The organism is Limnobaculum parvum, from assembly GCF_003096015.2.
GTDB classification, from domain to species: domain Bacteria; phylum Pseudomonadota; class Gammaproteobacteria; order Enterobacterales; family Enterobacteriaceae; genus Limnobaculum; species Limnobaculum parvum.
Genome location: NZ_CP029185.2, coordinates 1,868,565 through 1,895,413 on the forward strand (window position 1 = coordinate 1,868,565; position 26,849 = coordinate 1,895,413).

Annotated in this window: 28 protein-coding genes and 2 pseudogenes; 12 read left to right on the forward strand and 18 right to left on the reverse strand. The window is 43.7% G+C overall.

Features of this window, described 5'->3' with window-relative positions:
* Positions 1-61: 61 nt before the first annotated feature.
* The 4 genes and pseudogenes from HYN51_RS07605 to HYN51_RS07620 form a co-directional block, all read right to left on the reverse strand.
* Positions 62-268, reverse strand: coding sequence for a cold-shock protein (locus HYN51_RS07605; protein ID WP_108899473.1), 207 nt, complete (start codon positions 266-268; stop codon positions 62-64).
* Between the two features lie 200 nt (positions 269-468).
* Complete coding sequence (gene cspE, locus HYN51_RS07610; protein WP_047780981.1) at positions 469-678, reverse strand: transcription antiterminator/RNA stability regulator CspE; 210 nt, start codon at positions 676-678, stop codon at positions 469-471.
* A gap of 290 nt (positions 679-968) precedes the next feature.
* On the reverse strand, positions 969-1,895 hold the full coding sequence (locus HYN51_RS07615) for a Kdo(2)-lipid IV(A) acyltransferase (RefSeq protein WP_108899474.1): 927 nt from the start codon (positions 1,893-1,895) through the stop codon (positions 969-971).
* A 208-nt stretch (positions 1,896-2,103) separates the two neighbouring features.
* A pseudogene (locus HYN51_RS07620) lies at positions 2,104-2,328 on the reverse strand (bile acid:sodium symporter); the annotation flags it as partial.
* Positions 2,329-2,558: 230 nt separating this feature from the next.
* On the opposite strand from HYN51_RS07620, the gene HYN51_RS07625 reads away from it, so the two are divergent.
* The 9 genes from HYN51_RS07625 (at position 2,559) to gstA (ending at position 11,585) form a co-directional block, all read left to right on the forward strand.
* On the forward strand, positions 2,559-4,265 hold the full coding sequence (locus tag HYN51_RS07625; RefSeq protein WP_108899476.1) for a formate--tetrahydrofolate ligase: 1,707 nt from the start codon (positions 2,559-2,561) through the stop codon (positions 4,263-4,265).
* Between the two features lie 114 nt (positions 4,266-4,379).
* Positions 4,380-4,961, forward strand: coding sequence for an electron transport complex subunit RsxA (gene rsxA, locus HYN51_RS07630; protein WP_108899477.1), 582 nt, complete (start codon positions 4,380-4,382; stop codon positions 4,959-4,961).
* Positions 4,961-5,539 carry an electron transport complex subunit RsxB gene (gene rsxB, locus HYN51_RS07635; protein WP_108899478.1) on the forward strand — a complete coding sequence of 193 codons (579 nt, stop codon included), beginning with the start codon at positions 4,961-4,963 and terminating at the stop codon, positions 5,537-5,539. The genes rsxA and rsxB overlap by 1 nt, the downstream gene beginning before the upstream one ends.
* Positions 5,532-7,712, forward strand: coding sequence for an electron transport complex subunit RsxC (gene rsxC / locus HYN51_RS07640; RefSeq protein WP_108899479.1), 2,181 nt, complete (start codon positions 5,532-5,534; stop codon positions 7,710-7,712). Before rsxB ends, rsxC begins: the two co-directional genes overlap by 8 nt.
* A complete protein-coding gene (rsxD, locus tag HYN51_RS07645) occupies positions 7,713-8,762 on the forward strand; it encodes an electron transport complex subunit RsxD (protein WP_108899480.1) in 1,050 nt (349 codons plus the stop codon).
* Positions 8,763-8,771: 9 nt separating this feature from the next.
* Positions 8,772-9,398: an electron transport complex subunit RsxG gene (gene rsxG / locus HYN51_RS07650; protein ID WP_108899481.1), complete on the forward strand. Its 627-nt coding sequence runs from the start codon at positions 8,772-8,774 to the stop codon at positions 9,396-9,398.
* A complete protein-coding gene (locus HYN51_RS07655; protein ID WP_108899482.1) occupies positions 9,399-10,094 on the forward strand; it encodes an electron transport complex subunit E in 696 nt (231 codons plus the stop codon).
* A gap of 19 nt (positions 10,095-10,113) precedes the next feature.
* On the forward strand, positions 10,114-10,746 hold the full coding sequence (gene nth / locus HYN51_RS07660; RefSeq protein WP_108899483.1) for an endonuclease III: 633 nt from the start codon (positions 10,114-10,116) through the stop codon (positions 10,744-10,746).
* 239 nt (positions 10,747-10,985) lie between these two features.
* On the forward strand, positions 10,986-11,585 hold the full coding sequence (gstA, locus tag HYN51_RS07665; RefSeq protein ID WP_108899484.1) for a glutathione transferase GstA: 600 nt from the start codon (positions 10,986-10,988) through the stop codon (positions 11,583-11,585).
* A 77-nt stretch (positions 11,586-11,662) separates the two neighbouring features.
* Here the strand turns inward: gstA and pdxY are convergent, their stop codons facing one another.
* From pdxY to HYN51_RS07705, 7 genes are all read right to left on the reverse strand, one after another.
* Positions 11,663-12,523, reverse strand: coding sequence for a pyridoxal kinase PdxY (gene pdxY / locus HYN51_RS07670; RefSeq protein ID WP_108899485.1), 861 nt, complete (start codon positions 12,521-12,523; stop codon positions 11,663-11,665).
* Positions 12,524-12,650: 127 nt separating this feature from the next.
* On the reverse strand, positions 12,651-13,922 hold the full coding sequence (gene tyrS / locus HYN51_RS07675) for a tyrosine--tRNA ligase (protein WP_108899486.1): 1,272 nt from the start codon (positions 13,920-13,922) through the stop codon (positions 12,651-12,653).
* Positions 13,923-14,027: 105 nt separating this feature from the next.
* On the reverse strand, positions 14,028-14,681 hold the full coding sequence (gene pdxH / locus HYN51_RS07680; RefSeq protein WP_108899487.1) for a pyridoxamine 5'-phosphate oxidase: 654 nt from the start codon (positions 14,679-14,681) through the stop codon (positions 14,028-14,030).
* 98 nt (positions 14,682-14,779) lie between these two features.
* Positions 14,780-15,088 carry an MliC family protein gene (locus HYN51_RS07685; RefSeq protein ID WP_157953006.1) on the reverse strand — a complete coding sequence of 103 codons (309 nt, stop codon included), beginning with the start codon at positions 15,086-15,088 and terminating at the stop codon, positions 14,780-14,782.
* Positions 15,089-15,153: 65 nt separating this feature from the next.
* Entirely contained in the window at positions 15,154-16,257 is a 1,104-nt protein-coding gene (gene anmK / locus HYN51_RS07690) for an anhydro-N-acetylmuramic acid kinase (protein ID WP_108899489.1), read from the reverse strand.
* Positions 16,258-16,444: 187 nt separating this feature from the next.
* A complete protein-coding gene (gene slyA / locus HYN51_RS07695) occupies positions 16,445-16,876 on the reverse strand; it encodes a transcriptional regulator SlyA (protein WP_108901994.1) in 432 nt (143 codons plus the stop codon).
* 780 nt (positions 16,877-17,656) lie between these two features.
* Positions 17,657-17,896 (reverse strand): DUF1289 domain-containing protein, encoded by a 240-nt coding sequence (locus HYN51_RS07705; protein ID WP_108899490.1) that lies wholly within the window; start codon positions 17,894-17,896, stop codon positions 17,657-17,659.
* 243 nt (positions 17,897-18,139) lie between these two features.
* Here HYN51_RS07705 and gloA point away from each other — a divergent pair, with 243 nt between their 5' ends.
* Positions 18,140-18,547: a lactoylglutathione lyase gene (gloA, locus tag HYN51_RS07710; RefSeq protein WP_108899491.1), complete on the forward strand. Its 408-nt coding sequence runs from the start codon at positions 18,140-18,142 to the stop codon at positions 18,545-18,547.
* A gap of 178 nt (positions 18,548-18,725) precedes the next feature.
* Complete coding sequence (gene rnt, locus HYN51_RS07715) at positions 18,726-19,379, forward strand: ribonuclease T (RefSeq protein ID WP_108899492.1); 654 nt, start codon at positions 18,726-18,728, stop codon at positions 19,377-19,379.
* 54 nt (positions 19,380-19,433) lie between these two features.
* Here the strand turns inward: rnt and HYN51_RS07720 are convergent, their stop codons facing one another.
* The gene (locus tag HYN51_RS07720; protein WP_108899493.1) at positions 19,434-19,775 is read right to left on the reverse strand and encodes a Grx4 family monothiol glutaredoxin; all 342 of its coding nucleotides are present in this window, start codon (positions 19,773-19,775) and stop codon (positions 19,434-19,436) included.
* A gap of 390 nt (positions 19,776-20,165) precedes the next feature.
* On the opposite strand from HYN51_RS07720, the gene sodB reads away from it, so the two are divergent.
* The gene (sodB, locus tag HYN51_RS07725; RefSeq protein WP_108899494.1) at positions 20,166-20,744 is read left to right on the forward strand and encodes a superoxide dismutase [Fe]; all 579 of its coding nucleotides are present in this window, start codon (positions 20,166-20,168) and stop codon (positions 20,742-20,744) included.
* A gap of 63 nt (positions 20,745-20,807) precedes the next feature.
* Here sodB and nagK read toward each other — a convergent pair whose 3' ends face one another.
* The 6 genes and pseudogenes from nagK to fabF form a co-directional block, all read right to left on the reverse strand.
* Positions 20,808-21,719: an N-acetylglucosamine kinase gene (gene nagK / locus HYN51_RS07730; RefSeq protein ID WP_108899495.1), complete on the reverse strand. Its 912-nt coding sequence runs from the start codon at positions 21,717-21,719 to the stop codon at positions 20,808-20,810.
* Positions 21,720-21,984: 265 nt separating this feature from the next.
* Positions 21,985-22,761, reverse strand: coding sequence for a metal-dependent hydrolase (locus HYN51_RS07735; protein ID WP_108899496.1), 777 nt, complete (start codon positions 22,759-22,761; stop codon positions 21,985-21,987).
* Positions 22,762-22,789: 28 nt separating this feature from the next.
* Positions 22,790-23,766: pseudogene (holB, locus tag HYN51_RS16740) on the reverse strand (DNA polymerase III subunit delta').
* A complete protein-coding gene (gene tmk, locus HYN51_RS07745; RefSeq protein ID WP_108899497.1) occupies positions 23,763-24,398 on the reverse strand; it encodes a dTMP kinase in 636 nt (211 codons plus the stop codon). The pseudogene holB and the gene tmk overlap by 4 nt, the downstream one beginning before the upstream one ends.
* 2 nt (positions 24,399-24,400) lie before the next feature.
* Positions 24,401-25,420 carry an endolytic transglycosylase MltG gene (mltG, locus tag HYN51_RS07750; RefSeq protein ID WP_108899498.1) on the reverse strand — a complete coding sequence of 340 codons (1,020 nt, stop codon included), beginning with the start codon at positions 25,418-25,420 and terminating at the stop codon, positions 24,401-24,403.
* Positions 25,421-25,559: 139 nt separating this feature from the next.
* Positions 25,560-26,801 carry a beta-ketoacyl-ACP synthase II gene (gene fabF, locus HYN51_RS07755; RefSeq protein WP_108899499.1) on the reverse strand — a complete coding sequence of 414 codons (1,242 nt, stop codon included), beginning with the start codon at positions 26,799-26,801 and terminating at the stop codon, positions 25,560-25,562.
* Between the last annotated feature and the right edge of the window lie 48 nt (positions 26,802-26,849).

Here is a 26,849-nt window from a genome sequence, read left to right on the forward strand (position 1 = left end):
CACGTTAATAATGCAGAAACTTTAATTAATCTCTTCCTCCATCTCATTATCAATTAACGAGTTAAAATGCGATTACATCCGTTGCTAACAGACCGCGGGAAGTTTTATAAGTAGAAAACTCTACGTTTTGCCCTTCGGTCAATGACTTAATTGATGTCGCAATTGATTTACGATCTACATACAGTTCACTACTACCATCAAGTGGGGTAATTAAACCGATACCTTGGTTTTTATCAAACCATTTTACGAGTCCCATTCTTAGGGTCATAATTTTTACCTCTTAATTTGCTCAGTTATTTTATTTCCTTCTACAGTAAGTTTTTACAACATCTGTACCTGGAATATCAGGTTCAAGTAAATTTTCTGTTCCAAAACCACAAAAAAACCCGCATCAGCGATGCGGGTTCCTTGTCACTGAAGTTAAGAAAGCCAGAGACTTATCTTATCTTCCTTAACGTTTGCTGCTAATTACAGAGCAACAACGTTTGCAGCTGCTGGACCGCGTGGGCTGTCTTGAATGGTATATTCAACTTTCTGGCCTTCGGCCAAAGTTTTAAAACCTTCACTAGCGATAGCAGAGAAGTGAACGAATACGTCTTTACCACCGTCATCTTGCTCAATAAAACCAAAACCTTTACTTTCATTGAACCATTTAACTTTGCCAGTTTTCTTGGACATCTTTACTTACCTTTAAATTAGTTAACCTGCCATACATCATAGGGTATAGGCATTATGGCCAGATTTTCAGAGTCATTACTTATGGAGGCACTAAGAAGATGTTCGTCTAATAAGCGAAATCAAAAGATAACGGCTTTAAGAAGGAACTGCTTTACTCTAATGTCGTACATAAATAGGTCTGTAACACAGGCCGGTTCACATTTACTCATAATGAATCACATAACGCAAGCGATTTCTCACTCTTTTAGGTAAAACAACGCGATTGGCTGTTTTTTACCCTTGTAAATTGATTAATAAAGAGATATTTCACCGGCTGGCCGCGTCTTAAATCGACGGTGTAGCCACATATACAACTCAGGTGCTTTCAATATTTCCTTCTCAACCACTTTATTCATAAATTTTGCTGCTTCCGTAGAGTTATCCATCGGGAAGCCGGTAGGCGGCTCAGTTACCATCACGGTATAACCGCTACCATCTATGTGACGTTTTGGCGTAAACGGCAATATTACCGGATTAGCCTGACGCATTAATATACTGGTTCCAATGGTCGTTGCCGCTTGAGGAACTGCAAAGAATGGCGCAAATACGCTGTTACGGGGGCCATAATCATGATCCGGCGCATACCAAAGGATCTCCCCTTTGCGCAGTTCACGAATCATGCCTTTGATATCATGACGGTCAATAAAATACTTATTTGAGCGACTGCGGCCTTTGCACTGAACCCAATCCATTAATTTATTATTGTGTGGCCGGTAAACACCAACACCAGGATTATACATGCCGTATATACGCCCCCCCAACTCGAGGGTTAGAAAATGGACGCCAACCAACAGCACCCCTTTTCCATCAGATCGAATACGTGACATAATCTCCATATTATCAACTTTGCACCATTTCTTGATCCGGTTATCAGACCAAAACCAGGCCATTCCTGTTTCCAGTAGCCCCATTCCTAACGATTCAAAGTTCTCAACCAGCAGTTTATCTCTGTCTTCTAAACTCAGGTTTGGAAAACAAAGCTCCAGATTTCGCTGAGCGATATATTTGCGGCGCTTTAAAAAGCGCATTGATAAATGACCTGTTCGAGTACCAATAAAATGAATCACAGGATAGGGTAACTGCACTAATAAGTAGAGCAAAATGATACCAAACCAAGTTAACCAATACTTTGGCATCAGAAAGGAGTAATGAAATTCAGGTTGTTTAAATTTCGACATTCAGGTTCTGCTTTCTCTTGCTGCAACGCAGCACTAATGGACAAAATTAGCCTTTGTTCAAATAGATATTAATATGCTAATACAGATAGCAAATTAACGTGTAATTGAGACAATGCTGTGCATACCATTTGACAATGGGTTAATAAACAAGTTCTTACCTACCCATTGTTTACATAACATAATGTTTTCAATCAAAAAGAGCGCTGGACTATTTATTGTTGGTTTTTTCTATTATAGCGATTTTTTTTGCATAACGTTGAGCTAAAAATACATATACCGTCAGTTGAATTTTGTGAAAAATCATCATCCCAACGGATGCCGCGGAAAAAAGTACATTAGCCATCGGAATACCCTTAGCCGGACTCTTTTTAGACCCAAAAAAAACAATGGATATTTCATCTTGAATGTAAAAACCCAACCACGACATGGAAAACAACCTTTAGAAACCGCCCCTATCAATTGAATTGCGTAATCTATTCCGTTTTAGCAAAAATGCAAATTTTAGCATTACGCAAACGATACCTTCACTTCATAGTCAGCAGAACCATTAAAAATAAAATGATGATTCTTGCCCTTTTCCACGTTGATTTATGACATAATTTGGCCTTCGCTTACTCCCGCCCGCTGGGTATGTTGATTTTAATACATAGGATCATGTAGAGAATGGCATCTTCACCATCACTTAAGCCAATTCAAGAAATTGCACAACGTTATGGTATCACCTCTGAATACCTTATCCCTTACGGCGCCAGCATGGCCAAAGTTGACCTGTCATTAATCAATCCTCAGGCTTCCAAAGGTAAATTAATTTTAGTTTCCAGCATCACGCCGACGCCATTAGGTGAAGGTAAAACCGTGACCACTATTGGTTTAAGTCAAGGTTTTAATTTTATCGGCAAACCTTGTATCGCCTGTATTCGCCAGCCAAGTCTTGGCCCGGTGTTCGGTGTGAAAGGCGGTGCTGCTGGCGGGGGAAAAGCTCAGGTGTTACCAATGGAGAAGCTAAACCTCCATCTTACTGGTGATATCCATGCCATAACCGCAGCGCATAATCTGGCGGCAGCGGCATTAGATGCTCGTTTGTATCATGAACATCGTTTGGGGGATCAGTTTGCCGAGCAAACGGGCCTGCCCGCGTTACATATTGATATCAATCATATTCTTTGGAAGCGTGTGGTTGACCACAACGACCGTGCTTTACGTCATATTACTGTCGGTGTAGGCGGTGGTGCTAACGGGGTTGAGCGAGCCGATGGTTATGATATTACCGCCGCTTCCGAATTGATGGCAATTCTTGCACTGTCAGAAGATCTGAAAGATATGCGTCAGCGTATTGGTCGCGTTATTCTGGCTCTCGATATTCATGGCAAACCCATTACTGCAGAGCGTCTGGAAGTGGCTGGCGCTATGACGGTATTAATGAAAGATGCCATTCAACCGACGCTAATGCAAACCAGTGAAAATACACCGGTGCTGATCCATGCGGGGCCTTTCGCCAATATTGCCCACGGTAACTCTTCAGTTATCGCCGATCGCATTGGCTTACAGCAGGCAGACTATGTTGTAACCGAAGCGGGGTTTGGTTCCGATATGGGAATGGAGAAATTCTTCAATATCAAATATCGCCAGTCGGGTATCAAACCATCCTGTGTGGTATTGGTGGCAACATTGCGTAGCCTGAAAGCTAATAGCGGTAAGTTTAATATTAAACCGGGCCAACCCCTGCCAGCCGAAATTGCTGAAAGTAATGTTGAACTATTGGCGCTAGGTTGCCAAAACTTAGGCTGGCATATTGCTAACGCCAAACGTTATGGTTTACCAGTGGTAATTGCCATTAACCGATTCCCAACCGACTCAGGCGAAGAACTGGAATATTTGCGCCAATACGCCCTCTCTTGTGGTGCAGAAGGGGTAGAAATCAGCGATGCCTTTGCTGCGGGCGGTGCAGGAACAGCAAAACTGGCTGAACTGGTCTCTGATGTTTGTGAAAAACAGCAAGAAGTCACCTTACTCTATCCTGATAACATCAGTCTGTTGGAAAAAGTACAGATTCTGATTAATACTTACGGCGCAAAACAGGCCGTGTTGACCGCTCAAGCCGCTGACCAGTTAGCGCAACTGGAAAAAGCAGGATTTGGTCATCTTCCGCTATGTATAGCGAAAACGCCGCTGTCAATCAGCGCCGATCCAGCGTTAAAAAATGTGCCAAAAGACTTTACTGTCACAATCTCTTCTTTCCGGGTTTCTGCCGGTGCTGGATTTATCCGTGCTTATGCAGGAAATATTATGACTATGCCGGGTTTAGGTACGCTACCGGCCTATCGCAATATTGATATCGACCAATCAGGGGAGATTATTGGCCTAAGCTAATGCTGTTTATTTACCTCTACCGAGGTAAATACCAATAACCCTACACTTGCAGTGTTGTGATTAAGCCGCCAATTATTGATAATATGGCGGCTTCACTCTTTTTTAGGCAGTTTAATGAGCGATTATTTGCTACTTTTTGTTGGTACTGTTTTTGTCAATAACTTTGTGTTGGTCAAGTTTTTAGGCTTATGCCCTTTTATGGGCGTTTCGAAAAAGCTGGAAACGGCCATCGGAATGGGATTAGCAACAACATTTGTGCTGACTCTTGCCTCCATCTGTGCATGGTTGGTTGAAAATTATATTTTAGAACCGTTAGGGTTGTCTTATTTACGCACCCTAGCGTTCATTTTTGTTATCGCTGTTGTGGTTCAGTTCACAGAGTTAGTTGTGCGTAAAACCAGCCCGGTACTTTACCGTCTACTGGGCATATTTTTACCGCTGATTACCACTAACTGTGCGGTGTTAGGTGTCGCATTACTTAACGTTAACCAGTCACACAACTTTATACAGTCCACCGTGTATGGCTTTAGCGCCGCCGTGGGTTTTTCATTTGTGATGGTTCTTTTTGCCGCTATTCGTGAACGTCTGGCCGTTGCTGATGTACCCGCCCCTTTTAAAGGTTCATCCATTGCGTTGATTACAGCCGGATTAATGTCACTGGCCTTTATGGGTTTCACCGGGTTGGTAAGATTTTAATGTTTTCTTTATGGTCCAGTATTATTGCACTCACACTACTGGCGTTGGTGTGTGGTGCTATTTTGGGGTTTGCTGCTCGCCGTTTTCAGGTGGATGCCGATCCGATCGTCGATAAAGTTGAAGCACTACTGCCGCAAAGTCAGTGTGGTCAATGCGGCTATCCCGGATGTCGCCCCTACGCGGAAGCCGTGGCAAATAATGGCGAAAATATTAATCAATGCGCCCCTGGTGGTGAAGCGGTGATGCTAAAGTTGGCGGATACGCTGGGGATTGAACCTCAACCGCTGGATCAGTCCACAATGGAGAGCAATCCAGTACGTAAAGTCGCATTTATTGATGAAAATAACTGTATCGGTTGCACCAAATGTATTCAGGCTTGTCCTGTGGATGCCATTGTAGGCTCTACCAGGGCTATGCATACTGTCGTCATTGACCTTTGTACCGGATGCGATCTCTGTGTTGCCCCTTGCCCTACAGACTGCATTGAAATGCGTCCAGTGGAACAGACCACGTCAACCTGGAAATGGAACCTGCAAGCCATACCCGTTAAAGTGATAGAGATTAATTCACATGTTTGATCTATTTGCTAAGTTCAGAAAAACCAAAGTCTGGGATTTTGACGGCGGCATTCATCCTCCAGAGATGAAAGATCAAACGCGCCTTATTCCTATTAGGCGCCCTGTATTACCGGATTATTTGCAAATACCTCTGCAACAGCACCTTGGCCCTGAGGGTGAATTGCTGGTAAAAGAAGGTGATTATGTATTTAAAGGTCAAAAGCTAACCACCGGTAAAAACCGCGCTTTGCCGGTACATGCCTCTACATCCGGTACGGTGATGGATATTGGTTATTATCCAAGTACTCATCCCTCAGCGATTCCTGAACGCTGTATCCGTTTGAAACCAGACGGTCTTGAACAATGGGCTGAATTGCATGCACTGGACGATTACCTGTCTTATACACCGGAACAATTAATTGCCCACATTCATCATTCCGGTATTGCTGGTTTAGGTGGTGCCGTATTCCCGACCGCCAGCAAAATTAATGGGGCTTTAAACCGGGTTAATACCCTGATTATTAACGGTGCTGAGTGCGAACCTTACATTACCGCTGATGATAGACTGATGCAGGAATATGCCGATGAGTTGATGACTGGCTGCGAAATACTGCGTCATATACTGAAACCTGAACGTATTCTGATTGGTATTGAAGATAATAAACCCGAGGCCATTCAGCAGGTAAATCAGGCGTTACAGCGTAACGGATCTGCGGATATTTCCCTGCGCGTTATTCCAACCAAATACCCTTCCGGTGGCGCTAAGCAGCTAACAAAAATTCTTACTGGACTTGAAGTGCCTCACGGTGGACGTTCATCCGATATCGGTGTATTGATGCAAAACGTTGGCACGGTATACGCCATTAAACGTGCTGTCATTAATGGCGAACCGTTGATTGAGCGCGTTGTTACCTTAACCGGCGAAGCGCTTCAAAATAAAGGAAACGTCTGGGTACTGTTGGGCACTCCGGTGTCTGATCTTCTGAAACAGATGCAATATCAGCCTCAAACCCAACCTATGGTGATTATGGGGGGGCCATTGATGGGCTTTGCATTACCGGATATGCGAGTACCGGTAACCAAAATGAGCAACTGCATTATTGCACCATCCATTGATGAAATTGAACCACCACCACAAGAACAGGCCTGTATTCGCTGTACCCAGTGTGTCGATGCCTGCCCAGCCGGATTATTACCTCAGCAGCTTTACTGGTTCAGTCGGGGCAAGGAACATGAAAAGGCTCGTAACTACAATCTGTTCGATTGTATTGAATGCGGTGCCTGTGCTTACGTTTGCCCCAGCAATATTCCTTTGGTGCAGTATTACCGTCAGGAAAAAGCAGAAATCCGCGAACAGGATCAGTTAGCTGAACTGGCCCGTACCGCTAAAATTCGTTTTGAAGCCAAACAAGCACGCCTTGAAAAAGAAAAGTTAGCACGTCAACAACGCCACAAACAGGCCGAAACCCGATTGGATAATAAAGACAACTCTATTATTCAGGCCGCTCAGGAACGAGTAAATCAACAAAAATTAACTGATGCTACGAATAGCTCAACGGTACCTGTGATTAAATCTGTTGATGGCAAATTGCTACCGGATAACAGTGCTGTGATTGCACTCAGACAGGCCAGAAAAGCACAACGTCAGGCCAGCCAAATCACAGAACTACCTGAAAAGCTGATTAACAACGACGTTGATGCTGAGCAAGATTCACGTAAAGCCGCACTGGCCGCCGCGATTGCCCGTGCTAAAGCCAAAAAAGAGCGAAACCAACAGCCAGATGAGATAAAAACTGCTGAACAAGACCTTTCCGAGGCAGACGAGCGTAAAAATGCGGTCGCCGAGGCCATTGCTCGAGTTAAGGCGCGTAAAACCCAACAGCACGGTGATTCTGAGCCTCTATCAGCATCAGTAAACGAAAAAGAAACGACGCCTACTCAACAACCAACGATTTCAGACGATCGTAAAGCCGCCGTTGCTGAAGCTATCGCCCGTGCTAAAGCACGTAAAGAGCAACGCCAGGGAACACAGCAACAATCTGAGTTTTGTGAGCAACAGCATGACGCTATTGCGAGTCAATCAGTAATAGAAGTCGATAAACGCAAAGTTGCTGTTGCAGAAGCGATCGCCCGAGTGAAAGCCATTAAAGCACAACAGGCTGCACTTCAGTTAACCATTACAGGTGAAGAATAGATGTCATTTCGTATAACCAGTTCACCCTTTTCACACAGTCAACAATCGACACAGCGATTAATGTTGTTAGTGGTGCTTGCCTGTATACCGGGAATTGCTGCTCAATGGTATTTTTTTGGCTACGGTAATTTAATTCAAGTCATGTTGGCCACATTGGTTGCATTATCCGCCGAAGCCGTTGTATTAAAATTGCGACATCAACTCATTGCTCCCCGGCTAAGCGATAATTCCGCCCTGTTAACCGCCATATTGTTAGGGATCAGCATTCCACCGTTAGCACCCTGGTGGATCATCGTTATCGGTACTTTTGCTGCTATTATCATTGCGAAACAACTGTATGGCGGTTTGGGACAGAATCCGTTCAATCCGGCAATGGTAGGCTACGTTATTCTGCTGATCTCCTTTCCGGTGCAAATGAGCAGTTGGCTACCCCCTGCACCGCTTCAGGCAACGCATATAGGTTTGATGGATACGCTGAGCATCATTTTTAGCGGGCATAGCTCTCAAGGTGATGATGTTTTCAAGCTGATGTTAGGTATCGATGGTGTCAGTCAAGCCACGCCATTGGATACGTTAAAAACGGGACTCCGCGGTGGTCACAGTATTACCGAAGTATTAAGCCAGCCGATTTATAACAGCTTGGGCGGTATTGGTTGGCAATGGGTGAATGCCGGATTCCTGATTGGTGGGTTGTTCCTGCTTGGGAAAAAAGTGATTCAATGGCATCTCCCTATCAGTTTTCTGCTGACGCTGGCAATAGTCTCTACGCTTGGCTGGCTGCTGGATCCTTCACATAACGCCGCACCGTGGTTTCATCTGCTTTCTGGTGCCAGCATGTTATGTGCCTTCTTTATTATTACCGATCCGGTAACCGCCTCAACCACGGTAAAAGGCCGGCTAATTTTCGGTGTGTTAGTTGGCGTACTGGTTTGGCTAATTCGTAGCTATGGCGGCTATCCTGATGGTGTGGCTTTTGCCATTTTACTGGCAAACATCACCGTACCATTGATTGACCACTATACCCAACCCCGTGCCTATGGACATCGCTAAGGAGCCCCTATGCTGAGTACCATGAGACGACACGGCCTGACGTTAGCCCTTTATGCCGCACTGGCAACCGGTATTACCTCAGGCGTTTATCTGCTGACCAAATCCACTATCGAGAAACAGGCAATTCAACAGCAAAAAGCGCTGTTTGATCAAGTTATTCCCCCTACCGTTTATGATAATGCATTACAGGCTGAATGTTACGTTGTCACAGATAAATCTTTAGGCACTGATAACGCTCATCGCCTATTTATCGCTCGTAAAGGTTACACACCGGTAGCTGCGGTGATAGAAACCACGGCCCCTGATGGCTATTCTGGTGCGATTCAATTGATGGTTGCCGCTGATTTTAACGGCAATGTATTGGGCGTTCGAACTCTTGAGCACCATGAAACACCCGGGTTGGGCGATAAAATAGAGTTGCGAATCTCCGACTGGATTACTCATTTTGCGGGAAAACAGGTAAATGGAGAACAGGATAAACAATGGCTGGTACGTAAAGATGGAGGTATGTTTGACCAATTCACCGGAGCCACCATTACTCCCAGAGCGGTGGTAAAAGCGGTAAAACAGACGACGCTTTATATACAGCAACATCACCCGCAATTTGAAACATTACCCCATTGTGAGGCAGAGTAAATGAGCGAAATAAAGACGCTGCTTAATCAGGGTTTATGGAAAAATAACTCTGCGCTGGTTCAGCTATTAGGACTTTGCCCTCTGCTGGCGGTTTCCTCGACGGCAACCAATGCACTTGGCCTCGGTCTTGCAACTACACTGGTTCTGGTTTGTACCAACGTGGCAGTATCAGCATTGCGTCGCTGGGTTCCACAAGAGATCCGTATTCCTATTTACGTCATGATCATTGCCTGCGTGGTGACCGTTGTTCAATTATTGATTAATGCCTATGCCTATGGCTTATATCAATCATTAGGCATCTTCATTCCACTGATTACCACCAACTGTATTGTTATTGGTCGTGCAGAAGCTTATGCAGCACAAAATCCAGTATCATTATCCGCTCTGGATGGTTTTGCCATGGGCTTTGGCGCGACCATTGTGCTGTTTATTTTGGGCAGCATGCGAGAGATTCTGGGGAATGGCACCCTGTTTGATGGCGCCGATTCTTTGTTAGGTTCTTGGGCTAAAGTGCTGCGTATTGAAGTATTGCATTTAGATAATGCATTTCTGTTGGCAATATTACCTCCCGGCGCTTTTTTAGGGCTTGGTTTTTTACTGGCATTGAAATATGTTATTGATGAAAAGGTTAAAGCCTATAAACAAAAATCCACAGAGGTAAAAATTTCCACTCTGTCAGGTGAAAACGTTAAATAATCAAGTAAGGATACCCGGTTTGAATCAGGCAAAACGCATAGAAATCTTGACTCGGCTGCGTGATAACAACCCAACGCCTACAACAGAACTGGCTTTCTCCAGCCCATTTGAACTATTGATTTCCGTTTTACTTTCAGCACAGGCAACGGATGTCAGCGTAAATAAAGCAACCGCCAAACTTTATCCGATCGCCAATACGCCCGAAACTATTCTGGCGTTAGGTGTCGATGGTGTTAAAGAATACATCAAGACCATTGGCCTGTTTAACAGCAAGGCAGAAAATGTCATTAAAACCTGCCGTATTCTGATTGAAAAGCATCACAGCCAAGTACCGGAAGATCGTACGGCGCTTGAGGCATTACCCGGTGTCGGTCGTAAAACCGCCAATGTGGTTTTAAACACGGCCTTTGGTTGGCCAACGATTGCTGTCGATACCCATATTTTCCGCGTATGTAACCGTACCTGTTTTGCCCCTGGTAAAACCGTTGAACTGGTAGAAGAAAAGTTACTTAAGGTCGTTCCCGCTGAATTTAAAGTTGATTGTCATCACTGGTTAATTCTGCACGGTCGCTATACTTGTATAGCCCGTAAGCCACGTTGTAGTTCCTGTCTAATTGAAGATCTGTGTGAGTTTAAAGAAAAAACTGAATAGAACGTTCCACAGAGAATGGCAACGCTTCTTTTGGGTTCATCAGTGATGATGGCTGTTTAATTGGTTGAACCACTGCTTTACAGGTTCTTTATGCTGATGTTTAGTTACTATTTAATAACATATATCAAACATCTTTCAGGAAGGATACAATACGACTCCTAAACGTTTCATACTGTTAGTTTCATACTGTTAGTTTCATACTGTTAGTCTCATACCTTTAACCACAGCGGAGAGTCTTAATGAAATTATATTATAAGCCAGGTGCCTGTTCGTTATCCCCCCACATCATTCTGAATGAAAGCGGCCTAAATTACTCATTAGAGAAAGTAGACTTAGCCACCAAGAAAACCGAGCATGGTGCAGATTTTCTGGCCGTTAACCCAAAAGGGCAAGTTCCTACTCTGGAATTAAATGATGGCAGTATTTTGACTGAAGGTGTGGCAATTGTTCAGTATCTAGCACATAAAGTCCCTGGTAAACATCTGATGCCAGGCGTAGGGACGCCTGAATATTATCACGCTATCGAATGGCTGAATTTTATTTCAACTGAACTGCATAAAGGCTACAGTCCGCTATTCAACTCACAGACGCCTGAAGAATATAAGAAAATTGCTAAAGATAAATTACTTAAGCAATTTACCTATGTTGATAGCGTGCTGGAAAAACAGGACTATGTTTTAGGCGCATCATTCAACGTAGCAGATGCCTATCTGTTTACGGTGACTCGTTGGGCTGATGCGGTAAAACTGGATCTGAGTGGATTAAAATCGCTATCTGCTTATATGGCGCGGATGGCCGCCAGACCAGCGACAGTCGCCGCACTTAAAGCCGAAGGTTAGTCTTCTGGCTAAGCGATAAAAAACGGGCCATATGGCCCGTTTCTCATTGATAAACATGACAATATATCGGTGTAGTATTAGAGCTTAATCGCTTTAAAATGATGCTCTGGCTTAACCATTTTGTCCTGCGCAGCGACCAATTGCAGCTCATACTCCCCACGGCGTTGCGTTTCCAGCATGACTTCATAAACGGCCGCGGTTACGTGTTCCAATGCATCTGCTAACGATTTTTCCAATAATAAGTTGACCAATAACAGACCGCTGGTGAGATCACCAACACCAACCGGTTGACGAGGCCCAAAATCGACCAGCGGGCGGCTAATGTGCCATGCTTCACTGGGTGTTACCAACGCCATTTCAAAAGCATCAGCCCGGTAGCCAGCACGGCTTAAGTGTTTAACCAAAATCAGCTCGGGGCCTTGTCTACACAACTCACGCGCTGCGCTGATAACTTCATCAACAGAGGTAATGGTTTTGCCGCTTAATATTTCCAGTTCCAGCAAGTTTGGCGCCATCATATCGCTCAGTGGCAATGCATCCCGACAAAAAAATTCTGAAACACCCGGAGCAACAATACAGCCCTTCTCTGGATGCCCCATCACAGGATCGCAGAAATATCGCGCTTTAGGGTTTGCCGCTTTAACGGATGCCACTGCATCTAAAATACTCTTTCCCTGTTCTGGCGAACCAATATAACCGCTCAAAACGACATCACAACGCACCAACTGATTAATTTCACTGATACCACGAACAATATCCGTTAAGTGGCTGGCTGGCATTACACACCCTTCCCATTGACGGTACTGGGTATGGTTAGAAAACTGTACCGTATTTAGCGGCCATACGTTCACACCCATTCTGCGCATTGGAAATTCAGCCGCGCTATTCCCTGCATGACCATATACCACGTGGGACTGAATGGATAAGATGTTTTTCATGATGGTATATCCCTAATATAGAAAGGTATTGGCAATATTGTGTTAGATATCAGACTATGATTATTACGCTCAATACAATAAATTCGGCCGCTTAGCGGCCGAATTTATAGAACAATAGATTTCCAGCTTATTTCCAAATCAGCAGGCAATAATGTTTTTTACCACGACGTAATAATGTATAGCGATTAAACAAACGATCGCTGTCTGTAAAAACGTATTCCGGACTGGATTGTTTTTCACCATTGATGGTGACGGCATTTGAGCTAATCATGGTTCTTGCCTGACCCCGTGATGGCACCAACTCTGCACCTACCAGCGCCTGTTGTAAATCTGCACCGCTTTCCAGTTCCACTGCTGGCATACCATCCTGCGCCAGTTGAGCAAAATCTTCTTCGGTAATTTCCGCCAACTCACCCGAAAACAGGCTTTGAGTGATACGTTTCGCTGCATTTAGCCCTTTATCACCATGAACTAAATGGGTCACTTTCTCCGCCAACACATATTGAGCACGAGGTGCAACGCCGCTGTTCTTATCTTCCTCTTCCAGCGCATTAATCTCTTCAATACTCATAAAGGTGAAGAATTTTAGGAAGCGATACACATCAGCATCCGCGGTATTAATCCAGAACTGATAAAATTTATAAGGGCTGGTTTTCTTTGGATCGAGCCAAATCGCACCGCCTTCGGTTTTACCAAACTTAGTACCATCAGATTTAGTGATCAACGGTACGGTAAAGCCGTAGACTTGTTTTTGATGCAGTCGACGGGTTAAGTCGATGCCTGATGTAATGTTACCCCACTGGTCGGAGCCACCAATTTGCAGCTCAACGCCATGCTCTTTATTCAGGCAAGCAAAATCATAGGCCTGCAACAGGTTATAAGAGAACTCAGTAAAAGAGATGCCGCTGTCATCACGATTCAGTCGTTGTTTAACCGCTTCTTTATTAATCATTGCGTTAACAGAGAAGTGCTTACCGATATCCCGCAAAAAAGTCAGCACTTTCATGCCACCAAACCAATCATAGTTGTTGGCCATCTTGGCGCTGTTATTACCACTATCGAAGTCTAGGAACGGTGAAACCTGCTGGCGAATTTTATCAACCCAATCAGCAACAGTCTCTTCGGTATTCAGTTTACGTTCATCCGCTTTAAAGCTAGGGTCACCAATCAGACCGGTAGCACCACCCACTAATGCAACGGGCTGATGCCCGGCCAACTGAAAACGTTTTAAACACAATAACGGAACCAAATGGCCCAAATGCAAGCTATCAGCGGTAGGATCGAAACCACAATACAGTGCGATAGGCCCTTGCGCCAATCGTTCTGCCAGTGCTTTTTCATCCGTAAGCTGGGCTACTAGCCCCCGCTCCTGCAATTGTTTAATCAGGTTATTCGCCATCGATACATAACTCCGTTGTTATAAGTTGCGATATTTATTACCGCTGAATAAATTAGTTTTAATGAGCTGGATAGCATAAACGCCGATTAGTGCAATGACCAGTATTTAAGGTGCCAGCCGATCAATATTCCAGTGATTTTCTGTTCGTTGATAAATAAATCTATCATGTAACCGATTTACACCGCCTTGCCAAAACTCTATTTCCTCAATACTGATGCGAAACCCACCCCAAAAGCTAGGCAATGGAACGTCACCCTGAAGAAATTTCTGTTTTAGTTCCAGAAATTTACTTTCCAGCACACCGCGAGTTGAGATTCGGGACGATTGTTGAGAAACCCAGGCTGCAATCTGACTGTCTTTAGGGCGAGAGTGAAAATATTTCAATACTTCCATTGATGAAAGTCGCTCTGCCTTACCGGAAACCATGACCTGTCTGTCAAAAAAATGCCAAGGAAACAGCAAATTGACCTGATTATTTTGCGCAATTTGCTGCGCTTTACGGCTGCCCAAATTGGTATAAAAGACGAAACCTTTTTCATCATAATGCTTTAGTAACACAATACGCTGAGAAGGCCGACCTTGAGAATCAACGGTAGCAACACACATCGCAGTAGGATCGGGGACTTGAGCTTCACAAGCCTGTTTTAACCATCGTTCAAACAAAACCAGAGGGTCTTCAGGGAGGTCTTTGCGGCGCAAACCACCCTGAGTGTATTCACGCCGTAGGTCAGCAATATTATCGCTTAATTGAGTTGGCATAATCAGAAAACCTATTGGTATCTTATTTTGCCTTATCTTGCACTCACTATTGCCGGATTTCAAACCTTGTAAAAAGAAAACCAGCAAAAAAGAATCGATTACTGCACCAGTTTACAGTCGTTAATAATGATATCGTCGCCTTTCAGTACCATCGCCGTATCGCCTTTAGACCAGAATGAATAGTTACCATTGCTGTATTTCGCACCGGACGCAGATACCACCTGATGAAGTTGCTGAGGTTCTCCGGCAATAATCACATTAACCGACTGTTTTTCATTATTTAGTATTACTGATAGCGATTGACCTTCACATTGATAGTTAAGCTCCGTACCTTCAACTCGCTGCTCGGTTGTGACTGTACAGCCGGTTAGTGCCATAACGAATAATCCTGCTAATAATGTTTTCATCAGATCTCCCATAATTAATGATAAAAAAAACACAATATAAATAGATTAAAATACCTAAGTTTAGACTAGGGTGTATAGATAGCCCCTAACACCGTTGCTTTGGATGCTCCAGTAACCGCTGGCAAATTCCCCGGTAATCCTGATAAGGTGCGAGCGGCTAACCACGCAAAAGCGATGGCTTCCATATCATCTCCGCTTATGCCGTAATTATCTGTGGTGTCGACCACGGTTCCGGGAAGTGTTTCTGCCATACGGGCCATTAGATATGGGTTACGCGCCCCACCGCCACATACCAGTAATCGATCACAACCGCCTGAAGCATTTACCTGATCGACAATAGTTCTTACCGTTAATTCAGCCAGAGTAATTTGTACATCTTGGGGCTTGAGATGAGGGAATGTTGCTAAATGGCGCTGTAACCACTGAATATTGAAGTATTCTCTCCCAGTACTTTTAGGGGCTGGCAGCGTAAAATAAGCATCCGATATCATTTGTTGTAATAAAGACTCATTAATCTGTCCCTGACGTGCCCATAGGGCATCTTTGTCATAGGGTAATCCCTGCTGCTGTTGAATCCAGGCATCCATCAACATATTCCCCGGGCCAGAGTCAAAACCCGTGACATCATCACCCGGAATCAATAATGATAAATTAGCAATGCCGCCAATATTCACTATAATTCGCCGTTCGTCATCTACCATCAGTAATGCCCGATGAAAAGCGGGCACCAATGGGGCTCCTTGCCCACCAAACGCCATATCTTTACGGCGAAAATCGCCAACGGTCACAATACCGGTACTAGCAGCAATACGGTTGTTATCGCCAAGTTGCATAGTAAAGGGATAATCGCCATCCGGCTGATGCCAGACGGTTTGCCCGTGACATCCAATAGCAGTGATACTTTCTGGTTCAATATGGTGAGTATTCAGTAAACCCTGAATGGCTTCGGCAAACAAAATACCTAAACGAAGATCTAATTGACCAATTTGAGATAACGTAGTTTTTTGTCCCTGACATACCGATAAAACATCCGCTTTGAGAGAAGCAGGCATTGGATGTGAATAACTGGCAATTTGCGTAACGGTAGTGTTGTCAATGTTAACTAATGCCACATCGACACCGTCTAGACTAGTGCCCGACATAACACCAATATAATGGCCTGCTTTCATGATTAATACCTTCTCAGCAATTGTGATGAATAAATCAAAATGACCAGAGCGGGTATTAGAACAAAAAAAACAGTAATTGCCAGAAATTAATCGAGGCAAGGTGTAGGCATATTTTTATACGGAGATCGGGTGCACACCCCCGCTAGAGGGTGCTTAACCATGAGATATCTTAGGTTAGCCAGAAAAACTATTTTCCAGATAAATCAGCAATGTTTTGCTCAAATTTCCTGATCAGATTGACAAACGTGGCTAACTCTTCGTCCTTAACATCATGCAGGATACCTTCTCTAACTCTATCAATAACCTCTTTCACCTGACTCAGAATGGGTTTCACTTCTTCAGTCAGATTAATTTGTTTCGCTCTGCGATCGTTTGGGCAAGGATCTCTTCTGACATATCCCATGCCCTCTAATTGGTCTAAAGTACGAACTAATGATGGTTGCTCTATTCCAATTGCTTTCGCTAATTGTATTTGTGATTGATTTGGAGGTAAGCCATTTAAATAGTGAAGCGTAACCCAATGCGTTTGAGTTAAGCCAATTGGTTTAAGTTGGAGATCGATAGCGCTCCGCCAACTACGTACTAAACGTGCAATATCTGCACCTAATGTGTATTCAATTTTTGAATTCATGAGTTAATCCGATGGCAGTATAATGAATGATATTCTTACGAAGCTAATTATTACTTTTTTTACCACTCAATTGCCAATAATTAAAGCATTAATCTGCAATTAATTTCAATTAAGATGATTGATATAGCCGGTAACATATATTTTTATCATTTAAAATTAGTATGTTAATGAATTTCACCCATTAATCAAAATAAGACATTCTGAGAATAGGTATATTGATAAATTCAACATCAATTATTATATTTATGTTGAATAATTACGAATTGAAATTAACACCAAGAAACATTCACGTTAATAGATGATAAATTAAATTAATTAAGGTATAATGCGTGTTACAAATTAATAACACCACCGTTAAGTGGTTCTGAATGATCGTTATAATTATCTCCGCCAGCAGAAAATGCAGCAACCGATTTACCCTCTTTCATTCCAGGTTCTCAACTTCCTTTTCATGGGTATGAAATCCATGAACGCCTGTGGGAAGGGACTTCAAGTGAGGGGGAAACAGTAATCCATATCCCTGACAGCACCTACAGATTGTCCTATTCCTTCAGCGAAAACACGATTAATAACCAATGCAGCCAAGACCATTAAATGGCCTTTCATTGGTTATTCTTTTAACAAATAATTACTCATTATCTAAATCACTTTATTATGACTGATATATGAGGAAATTGCAGGAGACGCATCAAGCCAAGCTATCGTTATCACGTCATATAAAAATGAACGTGTTTTAAATTTTAAAAACATAAAGAATAAGTGGAGCATTTAAAACAAGGACGGTTGCTCCGACTGATTATCATCTTGTGCCGCTGGCTTTCGGTTTCTAATGAGGCGTCGCTGTTGGCAAAGTCGTAAAACATCACGTTTTTCAGTATCGTTGAATGTCATCCACTTAAAGCGTTCATCCCTGCTTCTAAAACAACCCAGACAATATCCTCGGCTGTCACTTTGACAAACGCCGCGGCATGGTGAAGGGATATCAAAAAATTCCAGTTGCTGTGACATAATCAGACCCAGAATATTACTTAGCAAACAAAATAATGATTATTGATAGGTAATAGATTGAACGATGATAAAAAGCAAGGTGTTTATTGTATGTAGGAATGACTGTTGCCGACTTTGCAAGCCAATTCAATGCTCTCTGTATCAATCCATTAAGCACTTCTGCTCACTCTCGGGTATACTGGGCGGCAGAATAATTTGTCAGAATTTACCGAATGAAAGTTTTAACAACCAGAGGATAACGAGATGCGTTTGCTTCATACCATGCTACGAGTTGGTAATTTACAGCGTTCTATTGATTTCTATACCAAGGTATTAGGAATGCGTTTATTGCGCAGTAGCGAAAATACCGAGTATAAATACTCATTAGCGTTTGTCGGTTACAGTGATGAGAGTCAGGGTGCAGTTATTGAGCTGACTTACAACTGGGGCGTCGAAAGTTATGATATGGGAACCGCATTCGGTCATATAGCTCTGGGGGTTGATAATGTTGCTGCCACATGTGAACAAATACGCAACGCAGGTGGAAATGTAACTCGTGACGCAGGTCCAGTAAAAGGCGGCTCCACTATTATTGCATTTGTCGAAGATCCTGATGGCTATAAGATTGAACTGATCGAAAATAAGCAAGCAAGTCAGGCATTAGGTCACTAATTCATATTTTCTTTTCGGTCATTGAGCATACTTCGGTATGCTCAAGAGACAATTTTTTTCCTCATTTTATCGTTTCTGATGATCGGTTAGCGTTATTTCTTAGTTCTAGGTTATCCCAAGCATCAGACGGTAAAATTTGGCATAATAGCGGCTTAAAAATTTTAAATAACAGGTAGACATGGCTGATAATAATACTCAAAACAGTTTAAGCGAGCGTTTTCGCGGGTTTTACCCCGTTGTGATTGATGTGGAAACCGCAGGATTTGACGCAAAAACTAACGCGTTATTAGAAATAGCCGCCTTTACCTTAAAAATGAATGACCAAGGCTGGTTGATGCGCGACCAATCTCTTCATTTTCATATTGAGCCTTTTGAAGGCGCTATACTTTCTCCCGATGCTTTAGCCTTTAATGGTATCGACCCGACCAATCCCCTGCGCGGAGCGGTCAGTGAGCATGATGCGTTACATGCCATTTTCAAAATGGTTCGTAAAGGAATTAAAGATCAGAACTGTAACCGGGCCATTGTTGTTGCACATAATGCCACATTTGATCATGGTTTTCTGATGGCTGCCGCAGAACGCGCCAGCCTGAAGCGTAATCCTTTTCATCCTTTCGCCACGTTTGATACCGCAGCCCTAAGTGGTTTAGTGCTTGGACAAACCGTACTGGCAAGAGCGTGTATTACGGCAGGTATTGCCTTTGACAGCGCCCAGGCGCACTCTGCTCTCTACGATACAGAAAGAACAACTGAATTGTTTTGTGAGTTGGTTAATCGCTGGAAAAAACTCGGTGGCTGGCCGGTAACACCTGACCAACAAGTGAGAGACTAATAGTCAAAAAGCCCCAATACTTGGGGCTTTTACATTTATAACAAAACAAACAAATTACTCAGCGTCCGACGATCCTGCATTTGCGGCAGCTTCTTTCAGCAATGTTTGTAATTCACCGCGCTGATACATTTCCAGAATAATATCACAGCCGCCAACCAGCTCACCGTTAACCCACAATTGAGGGAAGGTTGGCCAGTTAGCATATTTAGGTAATTCGGCACGAATATCAGGATTTTGTAGAATATCCACATAGGCGAAGCGCTCACCACAAGCTGACAGAGCCTGAACCGCCTGAGCGCTGAAACCACAACTAGGCAGTTTTGGAGAACCTTTCATATAGAGTAAAATTGGGTTTTCAGCGATTTGGCGCTGAATCTTTTCTAGTGTTGTCATTATTTTGCTTCCTCAAGCAGACATTGCGCTTATTGACGACTATTGTAGCGACTATAGTAACAGGAAAAAATACCACTTTTTATAGGGTTATTTTATAGCAGATAGAGAGCATTCTATGATGTATAGCTTATAACGTAATAATTTAATTTTTTTACACCGTTAACCACTTTTTTATTTTTCTTCTATCCCTTTGATACCGGCTTCTTCATTGATAAAACCCTATTTAGGCCCCCATCTTTTCCACTATTTTCCTTTAAATATAAAAAAAAATTGATAAAATCATGACTTATAACAAAGTAACAACAGTTTTTTTGCAAATAGCTCATGATTCATACAACCCATTATCAGGATGATGCATCAATGAGCACTATTTTTTTCTTGAGGAGCAATAAAATGTCATTTGAATTACCAGCCCTTCCTTATGCTAAAGATGCCTTGGAACCTCATATTTCCGCTGAAACTCTGGAATATCATTACGGTAAGCACCACAACACCTACGTTGTTAACCTGAATAACTTAGTAAAAGGTACCGAATTTGAAGGTAAATCTTTAGAAGAGATCGTTCTGAAATCTTCTGGCGGTATCTTTAATAACGCAGCACAAGTCTGGAACCATACTTTCTACTGGAACTGTCTGGCTCCTAAAGCGGGAGGTGAACCAACCGGCCCACTGGCTGACGCGATTGCTAAAAACTTTGGTTCTTTCGCTGCATTTAAAGAGCAATTATCTGATTCAGCAGTAAAAAACTTCGGCTCAGGCTGGACGTGGTTGGTGAAAAAGGCTGACGGTAAATTAGCTATCGTGAATACATCCAATGCGGCTAATCCGATGACCGATGGTGATAAGCCGTTGTTAACGGTAGACGTATGGGAACATGCTTACTACATCGATTACCGCAATGCTCGTCCTAAATATTTAGAAAATTTCTGGGCGCTGGTTAACTGGGAATTTGTTGCTAAAAATCTAGCATAACGATTTTAGTGACACAAAAATGCCGCATATGATTGCGGCATTTCTTTTTCTAAAGTTTTGTCACTAATCTACCAGATTAAGGCAGGCTGCGCCCCGGGCACCACCGGCGTCACCATAGCGGGCCTTTTCAATCGCCGGTAACGTTGCGATACCATACAAATATTGAGGTAAATACTCAGGTAATAAACGATAGATTTCATCAAACTGTGATAATCCGCCGCCAATTACCAGTAAATGTGGATCGAACAATGTCAGGATATTTCCCAAATAAATGGATAATACGGTGAGATAACGCTCAACGTGAATCTTAGCCGATGTATCTCCGGCATAATAATCCTCAATGATTTGCACTGCAGTCAGCGGTTTTTGATAAAAGCTGCGATAGATGCGCTCAAAACCCGGGCCAGCCAGATACCCTTCAAAACACCCCATCTTACCGCAACCACAGACTATCTGAGGTACCGCATCGGTCAGAACTTTATCGGCAGCACTTGTTAGATTCAAATGCCCTATTTCACCCGCGATACCATTTTTACCGGAAATCACTTTCCCGTTAACCACGAAGCCACCACCGACTCCCGTCCCTAGAATTAATCCCAGTACAGTAGAATGTTGTCGAAACTCAGGAGCCCATGCTTCAGATAGCGCAAAACAATTGGCATCATTGTCAATTTTCACTGTCCGTTGCAAGCAGTGGCTCAAATCGGCGACCAGCGGTTTGTATTTAGCCGCCGGGACATTGGTAGTGAACACCGTTCCCTCTTTAGCATTAACAATCCCTGGGATACCTACACCAACCTGCCCTTTGATATGAAATCGTTGGTCAGCTTCATTAGTCAGATCGATAAATACTTGTAGCAGAGCCTGATAATCATCTTTAGGCGTTGGAACTCGCTTCTGCCATAACTGATTTAAGTTTGCATCAAATACGGCCAGTTCCGTTTTGGTGCCGCCCATATCAAAACCATAATACATATCAGACTCCTAAATAATATTTATCTCTGACTATAGCTTCTGATGTCATGATTAAACAATCCGTCAAATCATAGAAATCACATGATTCTATTCAAATGAACAAATGATATAGCACAAAACTGAGGAATTTTAACGCGGAGAAACTTGAAAGCGGGAGCATGTTAACAGGGTAAAAATGAATTTATCACCAGCCGATGGATGAAAAAATGGCCGCCAGACAGATCATCAATTTCTGTCCAGCGAACCAATATAAGCACCGTGTAAGTTACAGTGTAACGTTAAATAATTGACTAAAGTTTTTAGTGGTGGCCTCAGCAAACTCTTCCAATTCAACGCGCTTTAATACCGCCAAGTATTCCGCCACATCGCGCACGTATGCCGGTTGGTTCTCTTTACCACGGTGTGGTACAGGTGCTAAATAAGGCGAGTCTGTTTCAACCAGCATTCTGTCTAGAGGAACATAACGCGCAACCTCGCGCAAAGCATCGGCATTACGAAAGGTGACAATACCTGAAAATGAAATATAAAAACCGATATCCAATAGTTTTTTGGCGGTATCACAATCTTCAGTGAAACAGTGTAAAACACCACCGCATTCATTGGCTTTCTCTTCTTTCAGAATAGCCAGAGTATCGGTGCGCGCATCCCGCGTATGGACAATGATCGGTTTATTCAACTCTCGTCCTACTTGAATGTGCTGACGAAAACAGTTCTGCTGCAATGGAATATTATCTTTTTGATAATAGTAATCCAGCCCGGTCTCCCCCAATGCTATGACTCGAGGATCGTCGGCCAATGTCAGTAATTCTTCTTGCTGATAAACCTCATCCAGATTTAATGGATGAACACCACAGGAAAGAAACACCTCATCATGCCCAATCACCATTTGTTTCAACGTTTTAAATCCTGGCAACGTAGTGGACACCGCCAGACAGGCCTTAACATCACGAATTCTAGCTTGCTGAAGTACACTGGCAAGATCGGTGTGTAATCCGGTGTAATCCAAGCCATCAAGATGACAATGTGAATCAACTAAATACATAGGAATATTAACTCATTAAAATAGGCAATCAGGACAGTAAACTATCAGCCTGATTTAATATATTGGTCAGTAACAGCTCTTTGTTCACACCGGCAACGCTTAACAGTTCGTGTCGACAGTTTAACCAATCGTGTATCAACTGATTAAATAGTGATGTTGAACCCATCGCTGCCAGCCTTTGAATTAGCGGTATACCATCTAGATTTACCAAGAAACTTACCGCACCCTGCTGATATTTAACCACATCCAGCAATAAGGAGACCGCCCAATGGATCCGCTCATCTACATTGTCATGATTAAGTTGAGGTAAAAAAGACAGTAAATCTCGTTGCGAAAATGCACTATCCAACCCTTGGCATACTGCCTCTCTCTGCTTCCAAACCTCTGCGGTCAACAACTGCTGTGCCGCCAACGGTGCACCATAGCTAAGCCGTAATGCCGTTTTCAGACTATCTGGCTGTCCGGCATGTTGTCGTGATAGCCATTCAATGCTGAATGCTTCAGTTGGACAGTTCAGCGTCCATAGCAAACAACGGCTACGTATCGTTGCCGGTATTTGTGCGATTTCACGGATACCTAATAAAAATAGGTGCCTTCGGGCGGTTCTTCAAGAGTTTTTAGTAATGCATTGGCTGCGGCTTCACTAAGCAGATCCGATTGAGGAAACCAAACCGCTTTAACCCCGCCTTGCTGAGCATGGTTATACAGGATTTCGGTGAGTTGACGAATGTGATCCACACCGATCGCGGTTTTCCCCTTTTCTGGTTCCACTACGTGCCAGTCGGGATGGGTACCCGCTTTCATTAGATTACAGCTATGACAAACGCCACAGGTCTTTTCACCTTGAGGAGCCTGACACATGAGCCAACGACCAAGTGCCTGAATGAGTAGCTCATCACCACATCCTTGTATGGATTGTAACAACAGTGCGTGATGCTTACGCTCAGAAGCATATTGAGCAACTAATTGCTTATAGGCATGCGTTAACCATGGATACCAAATCACTTGCGGCTCTCCAGCCAATGGTACATCGCAGTCTGTATGCTAGCCGTGACGTTATCTAATGACTGAGAAGCATCAATCGTCACAATAGTGGGATCCGCTTGTGCCAATTCAATATAGCGTTGTCGGGTTCGTTCAAAAAAGGCCAACGATTCCTTCTCGATACGGTCTAGCTCACCACGGGCTCTGGCGCGTTTTAATCCGGCTTCCGGTGAAATATCGAGATATAGCGTAAAGTCTGGGCGGAAATCTCCCAGCACGGCATCTCTCAGGGTTGTCATCAAGTGATTATCGATTCCCCGGCCCCCCCCTTGATAAGCTTGAGAAGAGAGATCGTGACGATCGCCTACCACCCAATCTCCCCGACTTAATGCGGGTTTAATCAGGTTCTCAACTAACTGAACGCGTGAGGTATACATCATCAGAAGCTCTGCCTTATCGGTCAAAACCTCATCACCAATCCCCTGCTTGACCAATTCTCGTAATTTCTCTGCCAGCGGAGTTCCCCCTGGCTCACGGGTAAAAACAATATTTTGAATACCGCTATGACGTAGCGCCTCAACAACAGTATCTCGAGCTGTGGTTTTACCAGCACCCTCTAGCCCTTCGATAACAATGAATTTACCTTTGGTCATGCCTATTGTCCTGCGCGTAAAGTTTTAAGATAAACCTGTACAGCCTGATTATGACTTACCAGATTAGTGGTAAATGTATGCCCGCCTTTGCCATCAGCTACAAAATAGAGATAAGGCGTTTTTGCTGGATGTGCAGCCGCTTTCAATGAGGCTAATCCCGGCATGGCAATGGGTGTTGGTGGTAAACGATCAATTACGTAAGTGTTGTACTCAGTCGGCGTAGTCAGGTCTTTACGGGTAATATTGCCGTTATACTGATCACCCATACCATAAATAACCGTTGGGTCAGTCTGTAGCTTCATACCAATACGCATCCGGTTGATAAATACTGATGCGACTTTGTCTCTTTCTGAGTCTAACGCCGTCTCTTTCTCGATGATTGATGCCATGATCAGCATCTCATACGGTGTCTTATACGGGAGATTCTCTTCTTTGCCGGCCCATGCTTCATCAAGGGATGTTTTCATCCGCGAATAGGCACGTTTCAATACCGCAAGATCGCTGGTTTCCGCCGTGTAATTATAGGTATCAGGATAGAGCCAACCTTCAGGGTGTTCCGGATCTTGAATTCCCAACTTCTCCGCAATCTCTCTATCACTCAAACCATTCAGCGTGTGCTGTAAAAAATTAGCATTAGCTAGCAGAGGTATCCAGTCCTTCATTCGGGTACCTTCAATAAAGCGAATCGAGAATTGCGCTTCACGACCGGAGCGCAACAACAGTAAAAGCTGCTTTAATGTCATTCCCGGTGTAATCTGGTAGGTGCCTGCCTTAAATCCCCCTAATTCTGGCTGCACTCGCAGCAACCATGGGAAAGGCCTAACCTCATCAATCATTTTTTTATCAACCAGCAGTTGGGATAGGCCAACCCGCCCGGTTCCTACTGGCAGCGTAAAATAGGTTTCCTGCTCAATATTCAGCGGGGTCTCTGCATATTTCTGTAGCCATTTATACCCGGCAAACACACCGGCAGTACCAGCCAGTATTAATATTGCAAAGATCCCTAAAATTTTTTTCTTCATTGCCCTGGCCATTCCTTTCAAGCGTGTTTCTGAAACGTTTTGCTCATTTACCGAAATTATCCTGATTTTATAAGCAAAACGGCCCGGTGAATATACCAGGCCGTTTATTTACTCATTACAGAACTTATTTATTCTGGCATTACACTTTACGGAACAGTACTGAACCGTTAGTACCACCAAAACCAAATGAGTTACATAATACATACTCCATTCCTTTTACCTGACGCGCTTCATGAGGAACGAAATCCAAATCACAACCTTCATCCGGGTTATCCAAGTTGATGGTTGGCGGAATCGCCTGATCGCGTAAAGCAAGGATAGAGAAAATAGATTCAACTGCACCGGCCGCACCCAACAAGTGCCCCGTCATCGATTTGGTCGAGCTTACCAATACACGTTTCGCATCTTCTTTGAAAATGGTTTTTACCGCTTGCGTTTCAGCTTTATCGCCTGCGTTAGTGGATGTTCCGTGAGCATTCACATAACCAACTTGTGACGGCGTCACATTAGCATCACGCAGCGCATTCTCCATCGCTAACGCGGCCCCTGCGCCATCTTCCGGTGGTGATGTCATATGATAAGCATCACTGCTCATGCCAAAACCAACGATCTCAGCATAAATTTTTGCACCACGTTTCTTGGCATGCTCATACTCTTCCAGCACCATAATACCGGCACCATCACCCAGCACGAAACCATCACGGTCTCTGTCCCAAGGGCGGCTAGCTGCCTGAGGATTATCGTTACGGGTAGATAATGCACGCGCAGCGCCAAAACCACCGACTCCCAGAGGGGTACTGGCTTTTTCGCCACCACCTGCCAACATCACATCAGCATCATTATGTGCGATAATTCTCGCTGCGTGACCAATGTTATGCACGCCAGATGTACATGCCGTTGCAATAGAGATGCTTGGGCCTCTTAATCCATAAATAATAGATAGATGACCAGCAATCATGTTCACAATGGTTGAAGGTACAAAGAATGGACTGACTTTACGTGGACCACCAGACATCAATGCGCTGTGGTTCTCTTCAATTAAGCCAAGGCCACCGATACCTGAACCGATAGCCGCACCAATGCGTGGTGCGTTTTCTCCTGTGACTTCAATACCGGAATCTTTCATGGCTTGAATGCCTGCAGCAATACCGTATTGAATAAAGGCGTCCATTTTTCTAGCATCTTTGCGAGAAATGTACTCTTCACAGTCAAAACCTTTAACTAAACCAGCAAAACGCGTTGCGTAGGCGCTAGTATCGAAATGGTCTATTAGGCTGATACCACTCTGCCCGGCAAGGAGAGCCTTCCATGTAGTCTCTACAGTGTTGCCGACAGGGGATAACATGCCCATTCCAGTCACTACAACTCGACGCTTAGACACGTTGAATCCTCCAGAGGGGGAATAATTTGTATATGGAAATGAGAAAAA